Origin of the sequence: Rhodococcoides trifolii, assembly GCF_014635345.1 — a bacterium.
Lineage (GTDB): Bacteria > Actinomycetota > Actinomycetes > Mycobacteriales > Mycobacteriaceae > Rhodococcoides > Rhodococcoides trifolii.
The window spans coordinates 198,539-216,025 of record NZ_BMCU01000002.1 but is presented as its reverse complement, the minus strand read 5'-3'; the positions used below and the strand labels follow the sequence as shown (position 1 = coordinate 216,025).

Here is a 17,487-nt window from a genome sequence, read left to right as displayed (position 1 = left end):
GGCCAAACCTACGCAAGCACTGGGGCTTCCGCTGCCGCTATGTGCGGCACGCGCGTGGCGCGGACGAAGACCGTCTCGCCGCCCTGCAGGCCGAGCGCTTCGTTGTCGCCGCGGGTGATCTGCGCGAAGAACAGCTCACCCGTTGCGGCATTGAGCAATTCGATACGCACCTCGAAGCCGAGATGGACGACGCGTTCCACGCGGGCGCGCAGTACACCGGCCGACTCTGCCGTGCCCTCGTGTTCGGCCAGGGCGAGATCGGGGGTGCGCCCGACGCGAATGTCGTGGGGGCGCACCAACTGTCCGTTCAACTTGGACACCTCGCCCAGGAACGACATGACGAAGTTGTTGGCCGGCCGGTCGTAGAGATCGCGCGGCTCGCCGATCTGCTCGATGCGGCCCTTGTTGAGCACCGCGATGCGGTCGGCGACGTCGAGCGCCTCCTGCTGGTCGTGCGTCACCAGCACGGTGGTGACGTGGACGTCGTCGTGGAGACGACGCAACCACGTGCGCAGGTCGGCGCGAACCCGCGCGTCGAGGGCACCGAACGGTTCGTCGAGAAGCAGGACCTGCGGGTCGACGGCCAACGCCCGCGCCAACGCCATTCGTTGACGCTGGCCGCCCGAGAGCTGCGAGGGGTACCGCGACTGAAAGCCGCTGAGCCCCACGATCTCGAGCAACTCGTCGACTTTGTCGTCGATCTCCTTCTTCGACTTCTTGCGAATCTCCAGTCCGAATGCAACGTTCTTGCGCACGGTGAGGTGCTTGAACGCGGCGTAATGCTGGAACACGAAGCCGATGTCGCGCTTCTGCGGGGTGACGGTGGTGACGTCCTTGCCCGCGATCACCACGCTGCCGGAGTCGAGTTGCTCGAGCCCGGCGATCGACCGCAGCAGCGTCGACTTGCCCGACCCGCTCGGACCCAGAAGCGCGGTGAGCGACCCCTTGGGGATGTCGATCGACACGTCGTCGAGGGCCGCGAAGTCTCCGAACCGCTTGTTGGCGCCCGAGACCGAGATTTCGATGGAGTCGCTGCTGGTCACTGTGTTCTCCTCTTGCGATCGAGCAGGGTCATAAGCAGAAGCACGATGACCGCCACGACCATGAGCAGGGTCGACGCCGCATAGGCGCCGGCCTCGTTGAAGTCTTCGTAGCGAGAGTTGACGAGCAGGGTCAACGTCTGCGAGATGCCGGGCAGGTTGGTCGACACGACGATCACGGCGCCGAACTCTCCCAGTGAGCGCGCCACCGTGAGCACGACGCCGTAGGTCAGTCCCCAGCGAATCGCGGGCAAAGTGATGCGCCAGAACGTCTGCCAGGACGTCGCGCCGAGAGTCGACGCCGCCTCCTCCTGCTCCTCACCGATCTCCCAGAGCACCGGTTCCACCTCGCGCACCACGAACGGAAGGGTCACGAAGATCGTTGCCAGGACCATGCCGGGCAGAGCGAAGATGATGGTGACACCCCAGTCGGACAGGAACCCGAACCAGCCGTTCACACCCCAGAGCAGAACCAGAGAGACGCCGACGATGACCGGAGACACCGCGAACGGCAGATCGACTATTGCCTCGACCACTCCCTTGCCGCGAAACTTCCCACGCACCAACGCAAGTGCGGTGACGACGCCGAAGACCACGTTGACCGGTACCACGATTGCCACGATCAGAAGCGACAGCTGCAACGCCGAAATGGCGGCCGGCGTGGTAATCAGCTGGAAGAAGGACACCACACCGCCGGAGAAGGTTCTGTAGAAGATGGCGACCAGTGGAAACAGGACCAGCACAGCGAGATACACGAGGGCCAGCGTGCGGAGCCCGAGCTTGGTCGGTGTTCCGAGCTTCATCGCTTCTGCTCCTCACGGCGACCGAGGCGAGCGCCGACGATCCGAAGCACGAACAGCACCACGAAAGCCATGAGCAACAGCACGACCGACACTGCGGCCGCGTCTACCGGTCTGTCCGTCTCGATCTGTTCACGGATGAGCTGAGAGGCGACCTGCGTCTCACCGGGGATGTTTCCGCCGATGAGAACGACCGACCCGAACTCACCGATGGCCCGCGAAAACGCCAGACCCGCACCGCTCAGGATCGACGGAAGCAACACCGGGAGGACAACCCGACGGAAGATGACGGCGTTGCTCGCACCGAGTGACGCTGCCGCCTCCTCGACCTCGGAGTCGAGTTCGATCAACACCGGCTGCACCGCTCGCACCACGAAGGGAAGGGTGACGAACGCGAGCGCCAGAATCACGCCGATCTTGGTGCCGTTCAACGTCAGCGACACCGGACTCATCGGTCCGTACAGCGAAAGCAGCACCAAGGACGCCACGATGGTCGGCAACGCGAACGGAAGGTCGATCAACGAGTTCACGATCGACTTACCGGGGAATTCGTCACGTACGAGAACCCAGGCGCTGACGGTGCCCATGACCACGTTGACCAACGCGGCGACCACCGAGACCTGAAGCGTCACACGGAACGTCGCGAGAGCGCGTGGGTCGGTGATCGCGTCCCAGAAGGCGGCGGGGCCCTCGGACACCGATTTGCTCAGTACCGCGGCCAGCGGAAGCAGCACCATGAGACTGAGCCAGAGCACCACGGTGCCCAGGCTGAGACCTCTGAGACTGCGCCGCCGCCGAACGACGGTCGGCGCAGCAACATCGGAAGCGACCATTGCTAGCTGCCCGACCCCTTGTAGATTGCGGTGATCGCGCCGTTGTCACCGAACAGGTCGGCGTCGACGGTCGTCCATCCACCCAGGTCGTCGATCGTGTAAAGCTTGTCCGGGGTCGGGAACTTGTCGGTGTACTGCGAGGCGATCTCGGGGTTGACCGGGCGGAATCCTGCTTCGGCCCAGATCTTCTGGCCCTCGTCGGTGTAGATGTAGTCGTTGAGCGCGTTCGCCTTCTCCAGGTTGGCACTCGAATTGATCACTGCGACAGGGTTGTCGATGCGGAAGGTGTCCGACGGGTTGATGTGCTGAACCGGCTGATCCTGTCCTTCGAGCAGCAGCGCCTCGTTCTCATAGCTGAGCAGCACGTCGCCCTGACCCTGCAGGAACGCCTCGCTGGCTGCGCGGCCCGAATCGGGTTGCACCGGGAAGTGCGTGACGAGCTGCGAGATGTAGTCGAGTCCCGCCTGCTTGTTCTGGCCGCCGTTGCTCTTGGCTGCGTAGGGCGCCAACAGGTTCCACTTGGCGGAGCCGGAACTGAGCGGGCTGGGGCTGATGACCGACACGTCCGGCTTCAGCAGGTCGTCCCAGGTCTGAATGTTCTTCGGGTTCCCCTCGCGGACGACGATGGACACGACCGAGCCGAACGGAACTCCGTTGTACGCGTTCTTGTTCCAGTTCTCGTCGACCTTGCCGGCCTTCACGAGTCGTGTGACGTCCGGCTCGACGGAGAAATTGACGATGTCGGCTGGGGCACCGTCGGCGACCTTGCGGGACTGGTTACCGGACGCGCCGTAGTCGGCGTTGATGGTGGAGCCTTCGCCTGCTTCGGTCTGGGCGAATGCCGGACCGATTGCATCCCAACCGTTCTTCGGAACGGCGTAACCGATCAGTGTCAGGGCGGGGCCGCCGGCGGACGAACCGGAATCGCCGACGGTGTCGCTGGAGCCACCGCCGCAGGCAGTCAGGGCAAGGGCGGCTGTCGTCACGACAGCAGTCAGCGCAAAGTTCAGGCGGGATTTCATCGAAGGGCCTCTCTGGGCATCGAACGTCGGGGCTCTGGGATTTCGACATGCGGGCGTCCGACTCGGTTCAACCGAGTGCGTACGTACAGAGTTGCGAGCACGAAGAGGCTCGCCGGAGCGGGAGTCAGCGACAGTCGACGTCGGCGACGGCGAGCATGCCGACTGCGATCAACGCCAATTCATGGCGGACCGGAGGCAGTACTGGTGCGTGCACGGCGAGAAATCTAGCAGAGAAAGGGGGTGGACCTGCAATCGAGTCAGCGAGTGAACAGCCACGCGACGAGGACGAGAAGCAGCAGCGCGAACAGTGCCACGGTGACGCGCGAGCGTGGCATCAGCGTTCCACCGCCGTGCCGTCGGACACGATCGCTTCCCGGCGAGCGCTCTTTCCGCGCGGATTGAGCTTGGTGAGCTCGGAGACGGCCCGGTCCAACACGAGCGCAATGGCGGCAGCGATCGGCAGCACCACGACGACCACGAGGGCGACCTGCGGAATGAACGGCAGACCGACGACCCAGAGTTCGATGCCGTCCCACCAACTCGTCGCGTCGTTCACACATCGACCCTAACGTCTCGCGCGTGTGCAGTGGACGGGGGCGACCGCGAAGATGATGATTGGCGGCATGAGCCCGTTCGACGACAAGTCCGTGGTCCCACGAGTCGCCAGCGCCGAGGAAGCAGTCTTCGGTGCGAGTGCCGACTCCGCCCTCGCGCACACTGCACTCGACGCCGTGCCGGCCAACAACCAGACGTGGCTCCCCCGACGTTCCGCATTCCCGCCGATCGACGACTATGCGTTCCTCTCCGACTGCGAGACGACCTGCCTGATCGCCCGCAACGGTGCGGTCGAGTGGATGTGTGTTCCCCGCCCCGATTCTCCCAGCGTGTTCGGCTCCATCCTCGACCGCAGTGCCGGGCATTTCCGCGTCGGCCCGTACGGCCAGAACGTCCCGGCTGCGCGGCGGTACCTGCCCGGCGGACTCATCGTGGAGACGACCTGGCAGACGGAAACCGGGTGGCTCATCGTGCGCGACGCCCTGGTGATGGGACCGTGGCACAACACCGACGAACGATCGAAGACGCACCGGCGCGCACCGTCGGATTGGGACGCCGAGCACTGCCTGTTGCGGACCGTCAAATGTGTCAGCGGCACAGTCGAACTGGAGATGAGCTGCGAGCCTGCGTTCGACTATCACCGCGCGGGTGCGGAGTGGGAGTACACCGGCAAGGTCTACGAAGAAGCCACGGCAACCGCACGCGCGGCCGACGGATCGGACCAACCCGCGCTCAAGCTCACCACCAACCTCCGCATCGGCATCGAGGGCCGTGAAGCTCGGGCACGCACTCGAATGAGCGAGGGGGACAACATCTTCGTCGCACTGTCGTGGTCGACTCTCGAGCCGCCGCACACGTTCGACGAGGCAGCCGAACGGATGTGGCGTACGTCCGAGTGTTGGCGCCAGTGGATCACGATCGGCCGCTTCCCGGATCACCCGTGGCGGGGGTACCTGCAGCGCAGCGCGTTGGCGTTGAAGGGCTTGACCTACGCACCCACCGGGGCGCTGTTGGCGGCGTCGACGACCTCGTTGCCGGAAACCCCCAAGGGAGAGCGGAACTGGGACTACCGCTTTGCCTGGGTGCGTGATTCCACCTTTGCTCTGTGGGGTCTGTACACGCTCGGGCTCGACCGCGAGGCCAACGATTTCTTCTCCTTCATTTCCGACGTGTCCAACGGACCCGGCGACAGCTTGATCCCGCTGCAGGTGATGTACGGAATCGGTGGTGAGCACACGCTCGAGGAGACCGAACTCGACCACCTGTCGGGGTACGACGGCGCGAAGCCCGTCCGCATCGGCAACGGTGCGTACAACCAGAGCCAACACGACATCTGGGGCACCATGCTCGACTCGGTGTATCTGCATGTGCGCTCCCGTGAGCAGGTCCCGGAGTCGTTGTGGCCGCTGCTGAAGGAGCAGGTCGAACAAGCCATCGAGCACTGGCGCGAACCCGACCGAGGAATCTGGGAGGTGCGCGGCGAACCACAGCACTTCACTTCGTCGAAGGTGATGTGCTGGGTGGCTCTCGACCGCGGTGCGAAACTCGCCGTGATGCACGGAGAGGATGCCTACGCCGAGCAGTGGAACGAGATCGCCGACGAGATCAAGGAAGACATCCTCGAGCACGGCGTCGATTCGCGCGGGGTGTTCACGCAGCGGTACGGCGACGACTCGCTCGACGCGTCGTTGTTGCTCGCTCCCCTGCTGCGTTTCCTGCCCGCCGACGACGAGCGCATCCGTGCGACGGTGCTGGCGATCGCCGACGAGCTCACCGAGGACGGGCTGGTTCTGCGCTATCGCGTCGACACCACGGACGACGGACTGAGCGGTGAAGAAGGCACGTTCACCATCTGCTCGTTCTGGCTGGTGTCGGCCCTCGTCGAGATCGGCGAGTTGGACCGCGCCAAGCACCTCTGCGAGCGACTGCTCGGTTACGCCAGCCCCCTCAAGCTCTACGCGGAGGAAATCGACGCGAAGACCGGACGCCACCTGGGCAACTTCCCGCAGGCCTTCACGCACCTGGCCCTGATCAATGCGGTCGTTCACGTGATCCGTGCCGAGGAGGCGGCGGAGTCCGGTCACTTCCAGCCGGCGCACAACGCGAACTGAGGGCATCTTCTACAGTTAGTTAGGTGAACGATACGACCGTGTCCGTCGCCGCCCGCCTCGACCGACTCCCCATCGGCCGAATGCACCGCGTCGCGACGGCCGTCATCGGCCTCGGGTTGTTCTTCGACCTGTACGAGAACTTCCTCGCCGCCACGATCTCGGGCGTCCTGAAGACCGACCTCGACCTGAGCCGCACCGAACTCAACCTGCTGCTCGGGTCCGCGTTCCTCGGCCAGTTCATCGGCGCTCTCACCATGGGGCGCCTCGCCGACCGCATCGGGCGCCGACCGGCGTTCATGATCAACCTGGCGGTCTACTCCCTGTTCTCGCTTCTCGGCGCCTTCAGCCCGAACGCCGTGTTCCTCGTCGTCACCCGGTTCATCGCGGGCATCGGTATCGGCGCGGAATTCTCGCTCGCCGACTCGTACCTTTCGGACCTGCTCCCGAAGAACATGCGCGGCAAATTCATCTCCATCGCGTACACCGTTGCTTTCTTCGGAGTGCCGACCGTGGGACTGCTGGCGCGATGGCTGGTCCCACAGCAGCCGTTCGGCGTCGACGGGTGGCGGTGGCTATTCGTCCTGGGCGGCGTCGGATCGTTCGCGGTATGGCTGGTTCGACGCGGTCTCCCGGAATCCCCTCGCTGGCTGGAACTGCAGGGTCGACATGCGGAAGCCGACGCCATCACGACCGCTTTCGAGGACGAGGCCCGAGCCGCGGGACATGTTCTCACCGAACCGGATCCCTCCATCGACGTGACCAAGGCACCGAAGTCGTCCCTGCGGTCACTGTTCCGGCCACCCCTGACGCGGCGGACCGTGATGCTGTGGATCCTGTCGGTACTGGAGGTGTTCGGGTACTACGGCTTCGGCACCCTCGCCCCGATCGTGTTGATGGGCAAGGGTTTCGACTTGGTGACCTCACTTGGCTTCGTCGCACTGACGTATTTCGGCTACCCGCTCGGATCGCTGTTGGCCGTGCCGATCGTCGAACGCATCGAGCGCAAATACCTCGTGATGGCCTCGGCCGGCGGGATGGCCGCCTTCGGATTGTGGTTCGGATTCTCGACGTCCGCGTGGTCGATTCTGCTCGCCGGCACCCTCTACACGATGACGAGCAACCTGTTCTCCAACGCGTATCACGTCTACCTCGCCGACTCCTACCCGACGTCGATCCGCGGAACCGCCACGGGCGCAGCGTATTCGCTGTCGAAGCTGATGACGGGAGTCCTGCCGTTCCTGTTGCTGCCGTTCCTCGACAGTCACGGATCGGGCCCGGTCTTCGGACTCGTCGCCGTGGCGATGGGACTGCTGATCGTCGACGTCGCAGTTCTCGGACACCGGACCACCGGCCTGTCCGCGGACCGGTTTCCGCCGGTCTCGGCCCGAGGTCGTTAGCGGGGTAGGAACGCGTCCCGATGGGTATGAGTCAGTCGAACTCGTTACGAAAGGGGCATCATGAACGCGATCGACGAATGGTCCCGTGCGCAGGAGCGCGTGCTCGACCTGGTGCAATCCGTTCCGGGAGACCGGTGGGAAGCGACGGTGCCGGCGTGCCCGGACTGGACCGCGCGCAACCTGCTCTCGCACATGATCGGGTTGAACGCCGATGTACTGGCCGGCGAAGAGGCCGACGACCACAACGCGGACTGGACGCAGAAGCAGGTGGACGACCGGCAGAACGCCACGGTCGAGGACCTCGCGGCCGAATGGCGGTCACTGACGGACCCCATGCGCACCTGGATGGCGGAGAACAACACTCGCCCGCTCGGCGACGCGATCATTCACGAGCAGGACCTGCGTGGTGCGCTCGGTGTGACCGGTGCCCAGGACTCCGAGGGCCTGCAGGCGATGCGAGACAAGCTGGCCGACGGTCTCGGTGATGCGGTGAAAGACCTTCCACCACTGGAACTACGGGGAGCCCGCTGGACGTGGCTCTCGCAGCCCGAGGCCGGAACGCCCGAGGTGGTCCTGTCCGCGCCCGACTTCGAACTGATTCGCGCATTGATGACGCGACGGTCGGAGGCACAGCTCCGATCGTGGACCGTCGAGGGTGACATCGGCCCCTACCTCGACCACTTCGGAACCATGGGCTCTCTCCCCGACACCGACCTGAGTGAGACGTTCGAATGACCCATTACGACATCGCCCTGATCGGCACCGGCTCGGGCAACATGGTGATCGACTCCCGCTTCGACGACAAGTCCATCGTGATCGTCGAGAAGGGACAATTCGGTGGCACCTGCCTGAACCGAGGTTGCATTCCGTCGAAGATGCTGGCCTACACCACCGAGGTCGCGGACACCGTCGCCGGGTCCGAGCGTTTCGACGTGAGTGCGTCGGACCCGGACGTGCACTGGAAAGCGTTGCGCGAGAGGGTCTTCGGCCGTCTGGACGAGAACGAGGCGTCGGGCCGCGAGGGGCGCGAGAAGAGCGACAACATCACCGTCCTGGCCGGAACCGGAACCTTCACCGGTCCCCGAGCACTGCGCGTACGGGTGGGTGACGACGACATCGAGATTACCGCGGACAAGGTGGTGGTCGCCGTGGGCGGACATCCCGTCGTCCCGCCGCCGATCGCGAAATCCGGTGTCCGGTACCATACTTCGGACGACATCATGCGTCTCGACGAGGCGCCCCGTCGCCTCCTCGTACTCGGCGGCGGATACATCGCGGCCGAACTCGCCCACGTGTTCGCCGCCACGGGCGCCCACATCACGGTGGTCGAGTCCTCGGACAATCTTCTCGGTCCCCACGACGAGAGTGTCACCGAGGCCTTCACCTCGATTGCCCAGCAGCGCTACGACGTTCGACTGGGTACCTCCGTGACGGGCGCACACATGTCCGGCGACGACATCGTCCTCGAACTCGACGACGGCAGCGAGGTCACCGGCGACACCCTGCTGGTCGCCGCTGGCCGTAAGCCCAACACCGACGACCTCGGGTGCGAGCACGCGGGTATCGACGTCGACGAGGACTCCGGTCGCATCGTGGTCGACGATCAGCAACGCACGTCCGCCGACGGTGTCTACGCGCTCGGCGACGTGAGTTCGCCGATTCCGCTCAAGCACGTCGCCAACCGGGAAGCGAAGACGGTCGCGCACAATCTCGCGAACCCGTCGTCACCGATCGCCACCGACCACGATCTGGTGCCGTCCGCGGTGTTCACCGAGCCCCAGATCGGCAGCATCGGCAAGACGGAACAGCAACTGCGCGACGCCGGAACACGATATACCGCAGGCCGAAAGGACTACAGCGACGTCGCCTACGGCTGGGCGATGGAGGACACCACCGGGTTCTGCAAGATCCTGGCGGACCCGGCGAGCGGAAAGATCCTGGGCGCGCACGTCTTCGGACCGCAGGCCGCATCCCTGGTCCACGTCCTCGTCGTCGCCATGCAGTTCGACATCGATGCTCGGCGCCTCGCGTCCGATACCTACTGGGCGCACCCGGCATTGACGGAGATCATCGAGAACACCCTGAACGAGCTCGAGCTGGACTGACGAGGAGCGCTACTTCTTCTTGCTGTCCGCCGACGAATCGGTCGACAGCGCTGCCACGAACGCTTCCTGCGGCACGTCGACACGACCGATGGTCTTCATGCGCTTCTTACCCGCCTTCTGCTTCTCGAGCAGCTTGCGCTTACGGCTGATGTCGCCGCCGTAACACTTGGCCAAGACGTCCTTGCGGATGGCTCGAATGTTCTCGCGCGCAATGATCTTGGCGCCGATAGCCGCCTGGATCGGAATCTCGTACTGCTGACGCGGAATGAGATCCTTCAGGCGCGTGGTCATCTTGTTGCCGTACGCGCCCGCAGCGGCACGGTGGACGATGGCCGAGAACGCGTCGACAGCTTCGCCCTGCAACAGGATGTCGACCTTCACCAGATCGGCAGCCTGCTCGCCGATCTCCTCGTAGTCCAAGCTGGCGTAGCCACGTGTACGCGACTTCAGAATGTCGAAGAAGTCGAAGATGATCTCCGCCATCGGAATCGTGTACCGAAGTTCGACACGTGTTTCCGACAGGTAGTCCATCCCGCCGAGCTCGCCGCGACGGCTCTGGCACAGCTCCATGATCGAACCGATGAATTCGCTCGGCGAGATGATGGTGCACTTGACCATCGGCTCGAACACGTCGCGCGCCTTGCCTTCCGGCCAGTAGGACGGGTTGGTGACGATGTGCTCGGCGCCGTCGTCCATCTCGACTCGGTAGACCACGTTGGGCGACGTGGAGATCAGATCGAGGTCGAACTCGCGCTCGAGCCGTTCGCGAGTGATCTCCATGTGCAGCAGTCCGAGGAAGCCGCAGCGGAACCCGAAGCCCAGGGCGACGGACGTCTCCGGCTCGTAGGTCAAGGCGGCGTCGTTCAGCTGCAGCTTCTCCAGCGCGTCGCGCAGGACCGGGTAGTCGGAGCCGTCCACCGGGTAGAGACCGGAGTAGACCATCGGTCGCGGTTCGCGGTAGCCGGTCAACGGCTCGGTGGCACCCTTGCGGGCCGAGGTGACGGTGTCACCGACTTTCGACTGACGGACGTCCTTGACGCCGGTGATGAGGTAACCCACCTCGCCGACGCCGAGTCCCTGCGTCGGCTTCGGGTCCGGGGAGACGATGCCCACCTCGACCAGCTCATGAGTCGAGCCGGTGGACATCATGGTGACCTTCTCGCGCGGGGTGATGCGCCCGTCGACCACTCGCACGTAGGTCACGACGCCGCGATACGCGTCGTAGACGGAGTCGAAGATCATGGCCCGCGCCGGGCCGTCCGCGTCGCCGACGGGCGCCGGAACCAGCTTGACGACCTCGTCGAGCAGTTCCTTCACGCCCGCGCCGGTCTTGCCCGACACACGGAGCACGTCGTCGGCCTCGCATCCGATGATGTGCGCGATCTCGGCGGCGTAGCGATCCGGATCGGCCGCCGGTAGGTCGATCTTGTTCAGGACCGGAATGATCGTCAGGTCCTTCTCGAGCGCCAGGTACAGGTTAGCGAGCGTCTGCGCCTCGATGCCCTGAGCTGCGTCGACGAGGAGAACCGCACCCTCACACGCCTCGAGTGCGCGGGAGACCTCGTAGGTGAAGTCGACGTGGCCGGGCGTGTCGATGAGGTGCAGCACGTGCTCCTGCTCGCCCATCTTCCACGGCAACCGCACGTTCTGCGCCTTGATGGTGATGCCGCGCTCACGCTCGATGTCCATGCGGTCGAGGTACTGGGCCCGCATCGAGCGGTCGTCGATCACACCCGTGAGCTGCAACATGCGGTCGGCCAGCGTGGACTTGCCGTGGTCGATGTGCGCGATGATGCAGAAGTTACGGATCAGGGCGGGATCCGTGAACGTGGTGTCGGCGAAGCTGCTGCTGATGGGGTTCTCCTCGGTGTCGAACCACCAGAATATCGGCTCACCGCGGCATCGGGCGTACGGGGAGGACGATCCGTATTGTTCGGAGCTATGGCAAGCATGTGGCAGACCCTCGGCAAACTGGCCGTTCGCGAAGGTCCGCGGATCTTTCGGCAGCTTCAACGTTCGGGCGCTCTCGACAAAGTGACCGAGGCGATCGGCTCCCGAACCGGCGCGGCGAAGACCACCGAGCCGGCGAATCCGGGCCGTCCCGTCTCGTCCACGGCGGTTCCGACGGCCCACCGCGCGCGGGCGGTCGAATACTCCCCCGACCTCGATGGCAAGGCCGATCCCGGCGAGGTCGTATGGACCTGGGTGACGTTCGAGGAAGACGCGAACCAGGGCAAGGACCGACCCGTGCTCGTGGTCGGGCGTGACGGCAGCACTCTGCTCGGGCTGATGCTGTCGTCGCAGGCCAAGCGAGACGGAGAGCGCGACTGGCTGGCTCTCGGATCCGGCAGTTGGGATCCGGAACGTCGGCCGAGTTGGGTGCGGCTGGACCGAGTACTCGACGTTCCGGAGAGCGGCATTCGCCGTGAAGGTTCCATTCTGCCGAAGGACAAGTTCGATCTGGTCGCGGCTCAGCTCCGGGGCCAGTTCAGCTGGAGGTAGCAGCTTCATCACCGAGGGAGCATTCGTCGCTCACAGATGGATGCTTTCCTCGGGATTGTGTGTTAACTTCGCTGGGCGCTCTTCCGCGCACCCCTCGAGCCTTTCGCACTGGTACGTGCGCTCACATTGACTGAATTGCTTTCTGCATCCCGTCCATCTCTCGATTCTCTCGACATTCGCGCCGTGTTCGAGGCGATCTCGTACCTCGCACACCACGCCCGATCCGAGATCGACGCATCACCCACTTCTCCTGCGGCAGAGGTGTTCTCGCACCTCGGCTGTGCGCCGGACGACATCGTCACCGTCCAGTCGTCGTTGCCCGGCTGGCACCACGTCACCGCAGTGCGCGCTATCGACGCGTACGTCGAAACCCACCCCTCTGCCTCACCCTGGTGGTCCGTGTCCGGCGACATGCGCGCACACCAGGACATCGTGACGGTCCTGACCAAATGCCATGCGCGAGGGCCTTATTCGGCAGCAGCGGTCCAGTACCGATCTGTCGATACAGGCCCCGACACCACGGAGAGCCTGCCCGTCTTCGGCCTTCGCACCACGACCTCGCCCGACGGGCATCCTGTGGCTGTGCTGCTTCGCGGGCCTGGCGAAAGCGGATCCGACAAGGTGACCGTGACCGTACTTGCCGCCGACAGTGACTGCGCTACAACAACATCGCAAGCAATCACGGAGTCGCTACCCGAACACGACGTACTGCGAGGAAAGATTCTCACTCTCGGACAGAAGCAGAATCGCGGCAACGAGCTCGTCGGGTTCCTCCCGAAACCGAACGTCGACGCCTCGGATCTGATTCTCCCGGACGGTACCGCCGAGCGACTGTACCGACACATCGTGGCCGTCGGTGCTCACGCCGCCGAACTGCGCGCCGCCGGCCAGCACGTCAAACGTGGTGTGCTGCTGTACGGCCCACCCGGCACGGGCAAGACCCACACGGTGCGGTACCTGCTCGGATCGCTGACCGGCACCACCGCGGTGGTGTTGTCGGGGTCGTCCTTGCAATACATCGGAACGGCCGCCGCCTTGGCCCGCGAGCTCCAACCGGCCGTCGTGGTCGTGGAGGACGTGGATCTGATCGCCGGCGAGCGATCGTCCCACAGTTCGTCGCCGCTGTTGTTCACCCTGCTCGACGCGATGGACGGGATCTCTGCGGACGCCGACATCACGTTCGTGCTCACCACGAATCGGCCGGAGGTCATCGAGCGGGCGGTGCGTGATCGGCCGGGACGCATCGACCTGGCCGTCGAAGTGCCGCTGCCGGATGCCGAGGGGCGCCGTCGGCTCGTCGAGCTCTATACGGCGGACGTCACGGTCACGGCCGACATCGGACCCATCGTCGACGCCACCGAAGGAGCCACCGCGTCCTACGTTCGGGAACTGGTTCGGCGAGCGGTGTTGGCGTCGTTGACATCCGGAGCCGAGGATGTGGGTGAGGAACACGTGCGCGCGGCCGTGGACGGGCTGTCCGAGGAGCGGGGCGAACTCACCCGGTCGTTGCTGGGGGCGTGAGGGCGACGGGGGTGCGTGAACGCACCCCCGTCGGCCGATCCCGGCCCCACTACGCCAGCCGCGTGATCTCCACGACCACATCGAGTTCGGTCGATCCACCACCGGAGAAGATGCCCTTGAGCGGCGGCACATCGGCGTAGTCGCGGCCGATACCCACCGACACGTGCTGCTCGCTGATGTGCACGCCGTTGGTCGGGTCGTACCCCCACCACGATCCGGTCCACGCTTCGATCCACGCGTGCGACTGACCCTCCACGGCGTCCCCGATTGCCGCTTCCTTGGTCGGGTGGAGGTATCCGGAGACGTACCGGCACGGAATCTCGATGCTGCGCAACATGAGTAGCGTCAGATGGGCGTAGTCCTGGCACACGCCCTTCTTCTCGGTCCACGCCTCGACGGCAGAGGTGTGCACGTCGGTGGTGCCGGGAACGTACGAGATCTCCTCGTTGACCCACTTCGCCACGGCGATGACGGACTCGTACGGATCGAGGTCCTTCGTCAATCTTTTTGCCACGGCCGCCAATTGACGATTGCGAGGCACGTAGTCACTGTGTTCGAGCAACTCGTCGAAGCGGTCCTTGACGGCCGAGGTGGTCAGCTCGTCGAAGTCGAGCGTCTCCTCCGGCGGAACGAACGGATCGGTCTCGACGACGGACGATCCCGCCACCTCGAGCGCTGTGTGCGGCGCGTGTAGGTCGAATGCCGTGACGGCCGTGCCCCAGTAGTCGGTGTACCGGTACGACCGAGTGGCCGGATCGGTCTCGACGCGGTTCAGGATCACGTTCTGCCGGTTGTCACTTCGCGGGGTGAGTCGAGCTTCGTTGTAGGACGACGTCACCGGGGAGTCGTAGTTGTAGCCGGTCGTGTGGACCACGCGCATACGCCAGCTCACAGTTCACCTTCCAATTGTGCTTCGTCGCTGCTGGATCCGGCATCGGTCCACGCCACCCAGGGGGCGGCATGGAAGTACTGGGTCGAGATTGCTTCGCCGATTTCGCGGCAGATTTCCTGCAGGTCCATCAAGCGTTCCTGCAGGTCTTCCAAGAGCACACCCGGCTGGAGGAACTCGAGCTCGCTTCGCGCACGCCCGAGCAGGCGCTGCGCTTCCGCGCGAGCGCCGACACGGGAGTTCGGATGCTGATCCAGGCGGTCCAGCGAGTGCTCCGCTTGCGTGAGCGCATAGAACACCGAGCGCGGGAAAAGCCGGTCCAGCAGCATGAATTCGAGTACGCGCTGCGCGTCGAGGGCGCCTCGGTACGTACGCAGGTACGTATCGTGTGCACCGGCCGAGCGCAACACCGTCACCCACGCGGGAGACGACGGGCGGTCACCGGCGCGGGCGAGGAGCAGTCGCACGGTCATGTCGACACGCTCGACGGAGCGCCCGAGAATGAGGAAGCGGTAACCGTCGTCGCGGCTCAGCGTCGAGTCCGACAGCCCCGCGAACATCGCGGCCCGCTCCTCGATGAACGTGAGGAACTCGTGCGGCCCCAACCTTTTCGCGGCCCGCACACGTTCGTTGAGGGCGTTGTAGGTCGTGTTGAGGCATTCCCACATCTCACTGGACGTGACTTCGCGTGCGCCACGGGCGTTCTCGCGCGCACTGGCCAACGAGTCGATGATCGACCCGCTCCCCTCACGAGAGAACGCGACGAGTTCGGTCAGCGACCACACGTCCAGACGTTCGTCCGGCTCCTCGAATCCCAACACACGCAACAGGATTCGTGAGGTGTGGTCCGGATCGACCGTCGCGTCCTCGAGGAGCTGGTGCACGGTGATGTCGAGAATGCGGGCGGTGTCGTCCGCACGCTCGACGTATCGCCCGATCCAGTAGAGAGATTCGGCGTTACGAGCCAGCATCAGCGGTCACCGTCCTTGCCGTACAAATCCCACCCCTGTTGTTGTTGCTGCTGTTGCTGCTGGATCTGCTGCATCGTCAACTCGGGACCCTGCTCGGCCATCGGCGACGCCGGTGGCTCGCTGACGATCTCGTCGCCACCGAGCTCGCGCTCCTCCTCGGGAGCGGCACGGCCCGCGAGAACCCAGGTGTCCTTGCTGCCGCCGCCCTGACTCGAGTTCACCACCAGCGAGCCCTCGGGCAAGGCAACACGGGTGAGGCCACCCGGAAGCACCCAGACGTCGTCTCCGTCGTTCACCGCGAACGGGCGCAGATCGACGTGCCGCGGGGAGAGCTGATCGCCGATCTTCGTCGGCACCGTCGAGAGCTGCACCACCGGCTGTGCGATCCACCCACGCGGATCGGCGCGGATCTTCTTGCTGATGGTCGCGAGTTCCTTGGGCGACGCGTCGGGACCGAACACGATCCCGTAACCACCGGACCCTTCGACGGGCTTGATGACCAGCTCGTCGACTCGATCGAGCACCTCTTCGCACTCTTCGGGTAGCCAGCACCGGAACGTGTCGACGTTCGCGAGCAGCGGCTTCTCGTTCAGGTAGTAGTCGATGATCGTGGGCACGTAGGTGTAGGTGAGCTTGTCGTCGCCCACCCCGTTGCCGACGGCACTCGAGATGACGACGTTGCCGGCGCGTGCCGCGTTGACCAGGCCGGCGACACCGAGCACGGAGTCGGGGCGGAACTGCATGGGATCGAGGTAGTCGTCGTCGATGCGCCGGTAGATCACGTCGACCTGACGCTCCCCTTCCGTCGTGCGCATGTAGACGACGTTGTCGCGGCAGAACAGGTCACGGCCCTCGACCAACTCGACACCCATCAGGCGCGCGAGCAACGAGTGTTCGAAGTACGCGGAGTTCGCGACACCCGGAGTCAGCACGACCACGGTGGGGTCTGCCTCGTTGATGGCCGCCGCGGCACGCAGTGCACGGAGCAGGTGTGTGGCGTAATCGCCCACGGCCCGCACGCGGTGGCTGGCGAACAGGTCCGGGAACACGCGTGCCATCGTGCGGCGGTTCTCCATGACGTACGAGACGCCGGACGGCGACCGAAGGTTGTCCTCCAGGACACGGAAGGTGCCCTCCGCGTCGCGAATCAAGTCGATGCCGGCGACGTGAATGCGGACGCCGTTCGGTGGGGTGATGCCGTACGCCTCGCGATGAAAATGCTCGCAGGAGGTGATCAGACGCTTCGGTACGACGCCGTCGCGCAAGATTTCCTGCTCGCCGTAGATGTCGGCGAGAAACATCTCGAGCGCCTTGACGCGCTGCTTGATGCCCTTCTCCAGGCGAGTCCACTCGGCCGCAGCGATGACGCGCGGCACCGGGTCCAGAGGAAACGGCCGTTCCTGACCCGACAGGGAGAAGGTGATGCCCTGGTCGATGAACGCACGCCCGAGGGCCTCGGATCGGGCTTCGAGCTCGGCAGCGTCGGACGGTGCGAAGGCCTTGTGGATTCCCTTGTACGGACCTCGGAGTCCTCCACCGGAATCGAACATCTCGTCGTAGGCGAGGTCGTACTTGCCGATGTCCTCGTAGCCGTCGAACACACCCGACTGCGATTGCGATTGCGATTGTCGATTTCCCGACTTGCGCTGGGATTGCTTGGACTTGTTCCGGGGCACCGTTGAAGATCGCGGACTCATGGTCGCCATGCTGCCTCAGGTGGGCGTGTTAGGCGCGACGGACA

16 protein-coding genes are annotated in these 17,487 nt (G+C 64.9%); 6 read left to right on the top strand and 10 right to left on the bottom strand.

What is annotated here, in order from left to right:
- Nucleotides 1-8 precede the first annotated feature (8 nt).
- The 6 genes from IEW02_RS08050 to IEW02_RS08030 form a co-directional block, all read right to left on the bottom strand.
- Complete coding sequence (locus tag IEW02_RS08050) at nt 9-1,043, bottom strand: sulfate/molybdate ABC transporter ATP-binding protein (RefSeq protein WP_229745886.1); 1,035 nt, start codon at nt 1,041-1,043, stop codon at nt 9-11.
- The gene (gene cysW / locus IEW02_RS08045) at nt 1,040-1,843 is read right to left on the bottom strand and encodes a sulfate ABC transporter permease subunit CysW (RefSeq protein WP_188544302.1); all 804 of its coding nucleotides are present in this window, start codon (nt 1,841-1,843) and stop codon (nt 1,040-1,042) included. Before cysW ends, IEW02_RS08050 begins: the two co-directional genes overlap by 4 nt.
- Nucleotides 1,840-2,673: a sulfate ABC transporter permease subunit CysT gene (gene cysT, locus IEW02_RS08040; RefSeq protein ID WP_188544301.1), complete on the bottom strand. Its 834-nt coding sequence runs from the start codon at nt 2,671-2,673 to the stop codon at nt 1,840-1,842. Before cysT ends, cysW begins: the two co-directional genes overlap by 4 nt.
- A 2-nt stretch (nt 2,674-2,675) precedes the next feature.
- Nucleotides 2,676-3,695: a sulfate ABC transporter substrate-binding protein gene (locus tag IEW02_RS08035; protein WP_188544300.1), complete on the bottom strand. Its 1,020-nt coding sequence runs from the start codon at nt 3,693-3,695 to the stop codon at nt 2,676-2,678.
- 124 nt (nt 3,696-3,819) lie between these two features.
- Nucleotides 3,820-3,909 carry an Ms4533A family Cys-rich leader peptide gene (locus IEW02_RS25470; RefSeq protein ID WP_371829923.1) on the bottom strand — a complete coding sequence of 30 codons (90 nt, stop codon included), beginning with the start codon at nt 3,907-3,909 and terminating at the stop codon, nt 3,820-3,822.
- A 120-nt stretch (nt 3,910-4,029) separates the two neighbouring features.
- Nucleotides 4,030-4,251: a hypothetical protein gene (locus IEW02_RS08030; RefSeq protein WP_188544299.1), complete on the bottom strand. Its 222-nt coding sequence runs from the start codon at nt 4,249-4,251 to the stop codon at nt 4,030-4,032.
- A 67-nt stretch (nt 4,252-4,318) separates the two neighbouring features.
- Here IEW02_RS08030 and IEW02_RS08025 point away from each other — a divergent pair, with 67 nt between their 5' ends.
- Genes IEW02_RS08025 through IEW02_RS08010 form a run of 4 tightly spaced genes read left to right on the top strand, consistent with a single transcriptional unit; the run spans nt 4,319 to nt 9,863 of the window.
- The gene (locus IEW02_RS08025; RefSeq protein ID WP_188544298.1) at nt 4,319-6,361 is read left to right on the top strand and encodes a glycoside hydrolase family 15 protein; all 2,043 of its coding nucleotides are present in this window, start codon (nt 4,319-4,321) and stop codon (nt 6,359-6,361) included.
- A gap of 23 nt (nt 6,362-6,384) precedes the next feature.
- Complete coding sequence (locus IEW02_RS08020; RefSeq protein ID WP_229745885.1) at nt 6,385-7,758, top strand: MFS transporter; 1,374 nt, start codon at nt 6,385-6,387, stop codon at nt 7,756-7,758.
- A 60-nt stretch (nt 7,759-7,818) separates the two neighbouring features.
- Nucleotides 7,819-8,493 (top strand): maleylpyruvate isomerase family mycothiol-dependent enzyme, encoded by a 675-nt coding sequence (locus IEW02_RS08015; protein ID WP_188544297.1) that lies wholly within the window; start codon nt 7,819-7,821, stop codon nt 8,491-8,493.
- Complete coding sequence (locus IEW02_RS08010) at nt 8,490-9,863, top strand: mycothione reductase (RefSeq protein WP_188544296.1); 1,374 nt, start codon at nt 8,490-8,492, stop codon at nt 9,861-9,863. The genes IEW02_RS08015 and IEW02_RS08010 overlap by 4 nt, the downstream gene beginning before the upstream one ends.
- Before the next feature lie 9 nt (nt 9,864-9,872).
- On the opposite strand, the gene lepA is transcribed toward IEW02_RS08010, so the two are convergent.
- Nucleotides 9,873-11,750, bottom strand: a complete 1,878-nt coding sequence (gene lepA / locus IEW02_RS08005; RefSeq protein ID WP_308933178.1) for a translation elongation factor 4 — start codon at nt 11,748-11,750, stop codon at nt 9,873-9,875.
- Between the two features lie 54 nt (nt 11,751-11,804).
- Here lepA and IEW02_RS08000 point away from each other — a divergent pair, with 54 nt between their 5' ends.
- Together IEW02_RS08000 and IEW02_RS07995 are read left to right on the top strand one after the other, a co-directional pair.
- Complete coding sequence (locus IEW02_RS08000) at nt 11,805-12,365, top strand: type II toxin-antitoxin system PemK/MazF family toxin (RefSeq protein WP_188544295.1); 561 nt, start codon at nt 11,805-11,807, stop codon at nt 12,363-12,365.
- Between the two features lie 135 nt (nt 12,366-12,500).
- Nucleotides 12,501-13,886 (top strand): AAA family ATPase, encoded by a 1,386-nt coding sequence (locus IEW02_RS07995; RefSeq protein WP_188544294.1) that lies wholly within the window; start codon nt 12,501-12,503, stop codon nt 13,884-13,886.
- Between the two features lie 49 nt (nt 13,887-13,935).
- Here the strand turns inward: IEW02_RS07995 and IEW02_RS07990 are convergent, their stop codons facing one another.
- The 3 genes from IEW02_RS07990 to IEW02_RS07980 are packed head-to-tail and all read right to left on the bottom strand — an operon-like array spanning nt 13,936 to nt 17,296.
- Nucleotides 13,936-14,778: a transglutaminase family protein gene (locus IEW02_RS07990; RefSeq protein WP_229745884.1), complete on the bottom strand. Its 843-nt coding sequence runs from the start codon at nt 14,776-14,778 to the stop codon at nt 13,936-13,938.
- On the bottom strand, nt 14,775-15,746 hold the full coding sequence (locus IEW02_RS07985; RefSeq protein ID WP_188544293.1) for an alpha-E domain-containing protein: 972 nt from the start codon (nt 15,744-15,746) through the stop codon (nt 14,775-14,777). Before IEW02_RS07985 ends, IEW02_RS07990 begins: the two co-directional genes overlap by 4 nt.
- Complete coding sequence (locus IEW02_RS07980; RefSeq protein WP_229745992.1) at nt 15,746-17,296, bottom strand: circularly permuted type 2 ATP-grasp protein; 1,551 nt, start codon at nt 17,294-17,296, stop codon at nt 15,746-15,748. The genes IEW02_RS07985 and IEW02_RS07980 overlap by 1 nt, the downstream gene beginning before the upstream one ends.
- Between the last annotated feature and the right edge of the window lie 191 nt (nt 17,297-17,487).

Coding starts and splice junctions, on each gene's coding strand:
- cysW (WP_188544302.1), bottom strand. CDS start 1,843: ATGAAGCTCGGAACACCGACCAAGCTCGGGCTCCGCACGCTGGCCCTC.
- cysT (WP_188544301.1), bottom strand. CDS start 2,673: ATGGTCGCTTCCGATGTTGCTGCGCCGACCGTCGTTCGGCGGCGGCGC.
- IEW02_RS08035 (WP_188544300.1), bottom strand. CDS start 3,695: ATGAAATCCCGCCTGAACTTTGCGCTGACTGCTGTCGTGACGACAGCC.
- IEW02_RS08025 (WP_188544298.1), top strand. CDS start 4,319: ATGAGCCCGTTCGACGACAAGTCCGTGGTCCCACGAGTCGCCAGCGCC.
- IEW02_RS08015 (WP_188544297.1), top strand. CDS start 7,819: ATGAACGCGATCGACGAATGGTCCCGTGCGCAGGAGCGCGTGCTCGAC.
- IEW02_RS08010 (WP_188544296.1), top strand. CDS start 8,490: ATGACCCATTACGACATCGCCCTGATCGGCACCGGCTCGGGCAACATG.
- IEW02_RS08000 (WP_188544295.1), top strand. CDS start 11,805: ATGGCAAGCATGTGGCAGACCCTCGGCAAACTGGCCGTTCGCGAAGGT.
- IEW02_RS07985 (WP_188544293.1), bottom strand. CDS start 15,746: ATGCTGGCTCGTAACGCCGAATCTCTCTACTGGATCGGGCGATACGTC.
- IEW02_RS07980 (WP_229745992.1), bottom strand. CDS start 17,296: ATGTTCGATTCCGGTGGAGGACTCCGAGGTCCGTACAAGGGAATCCAC.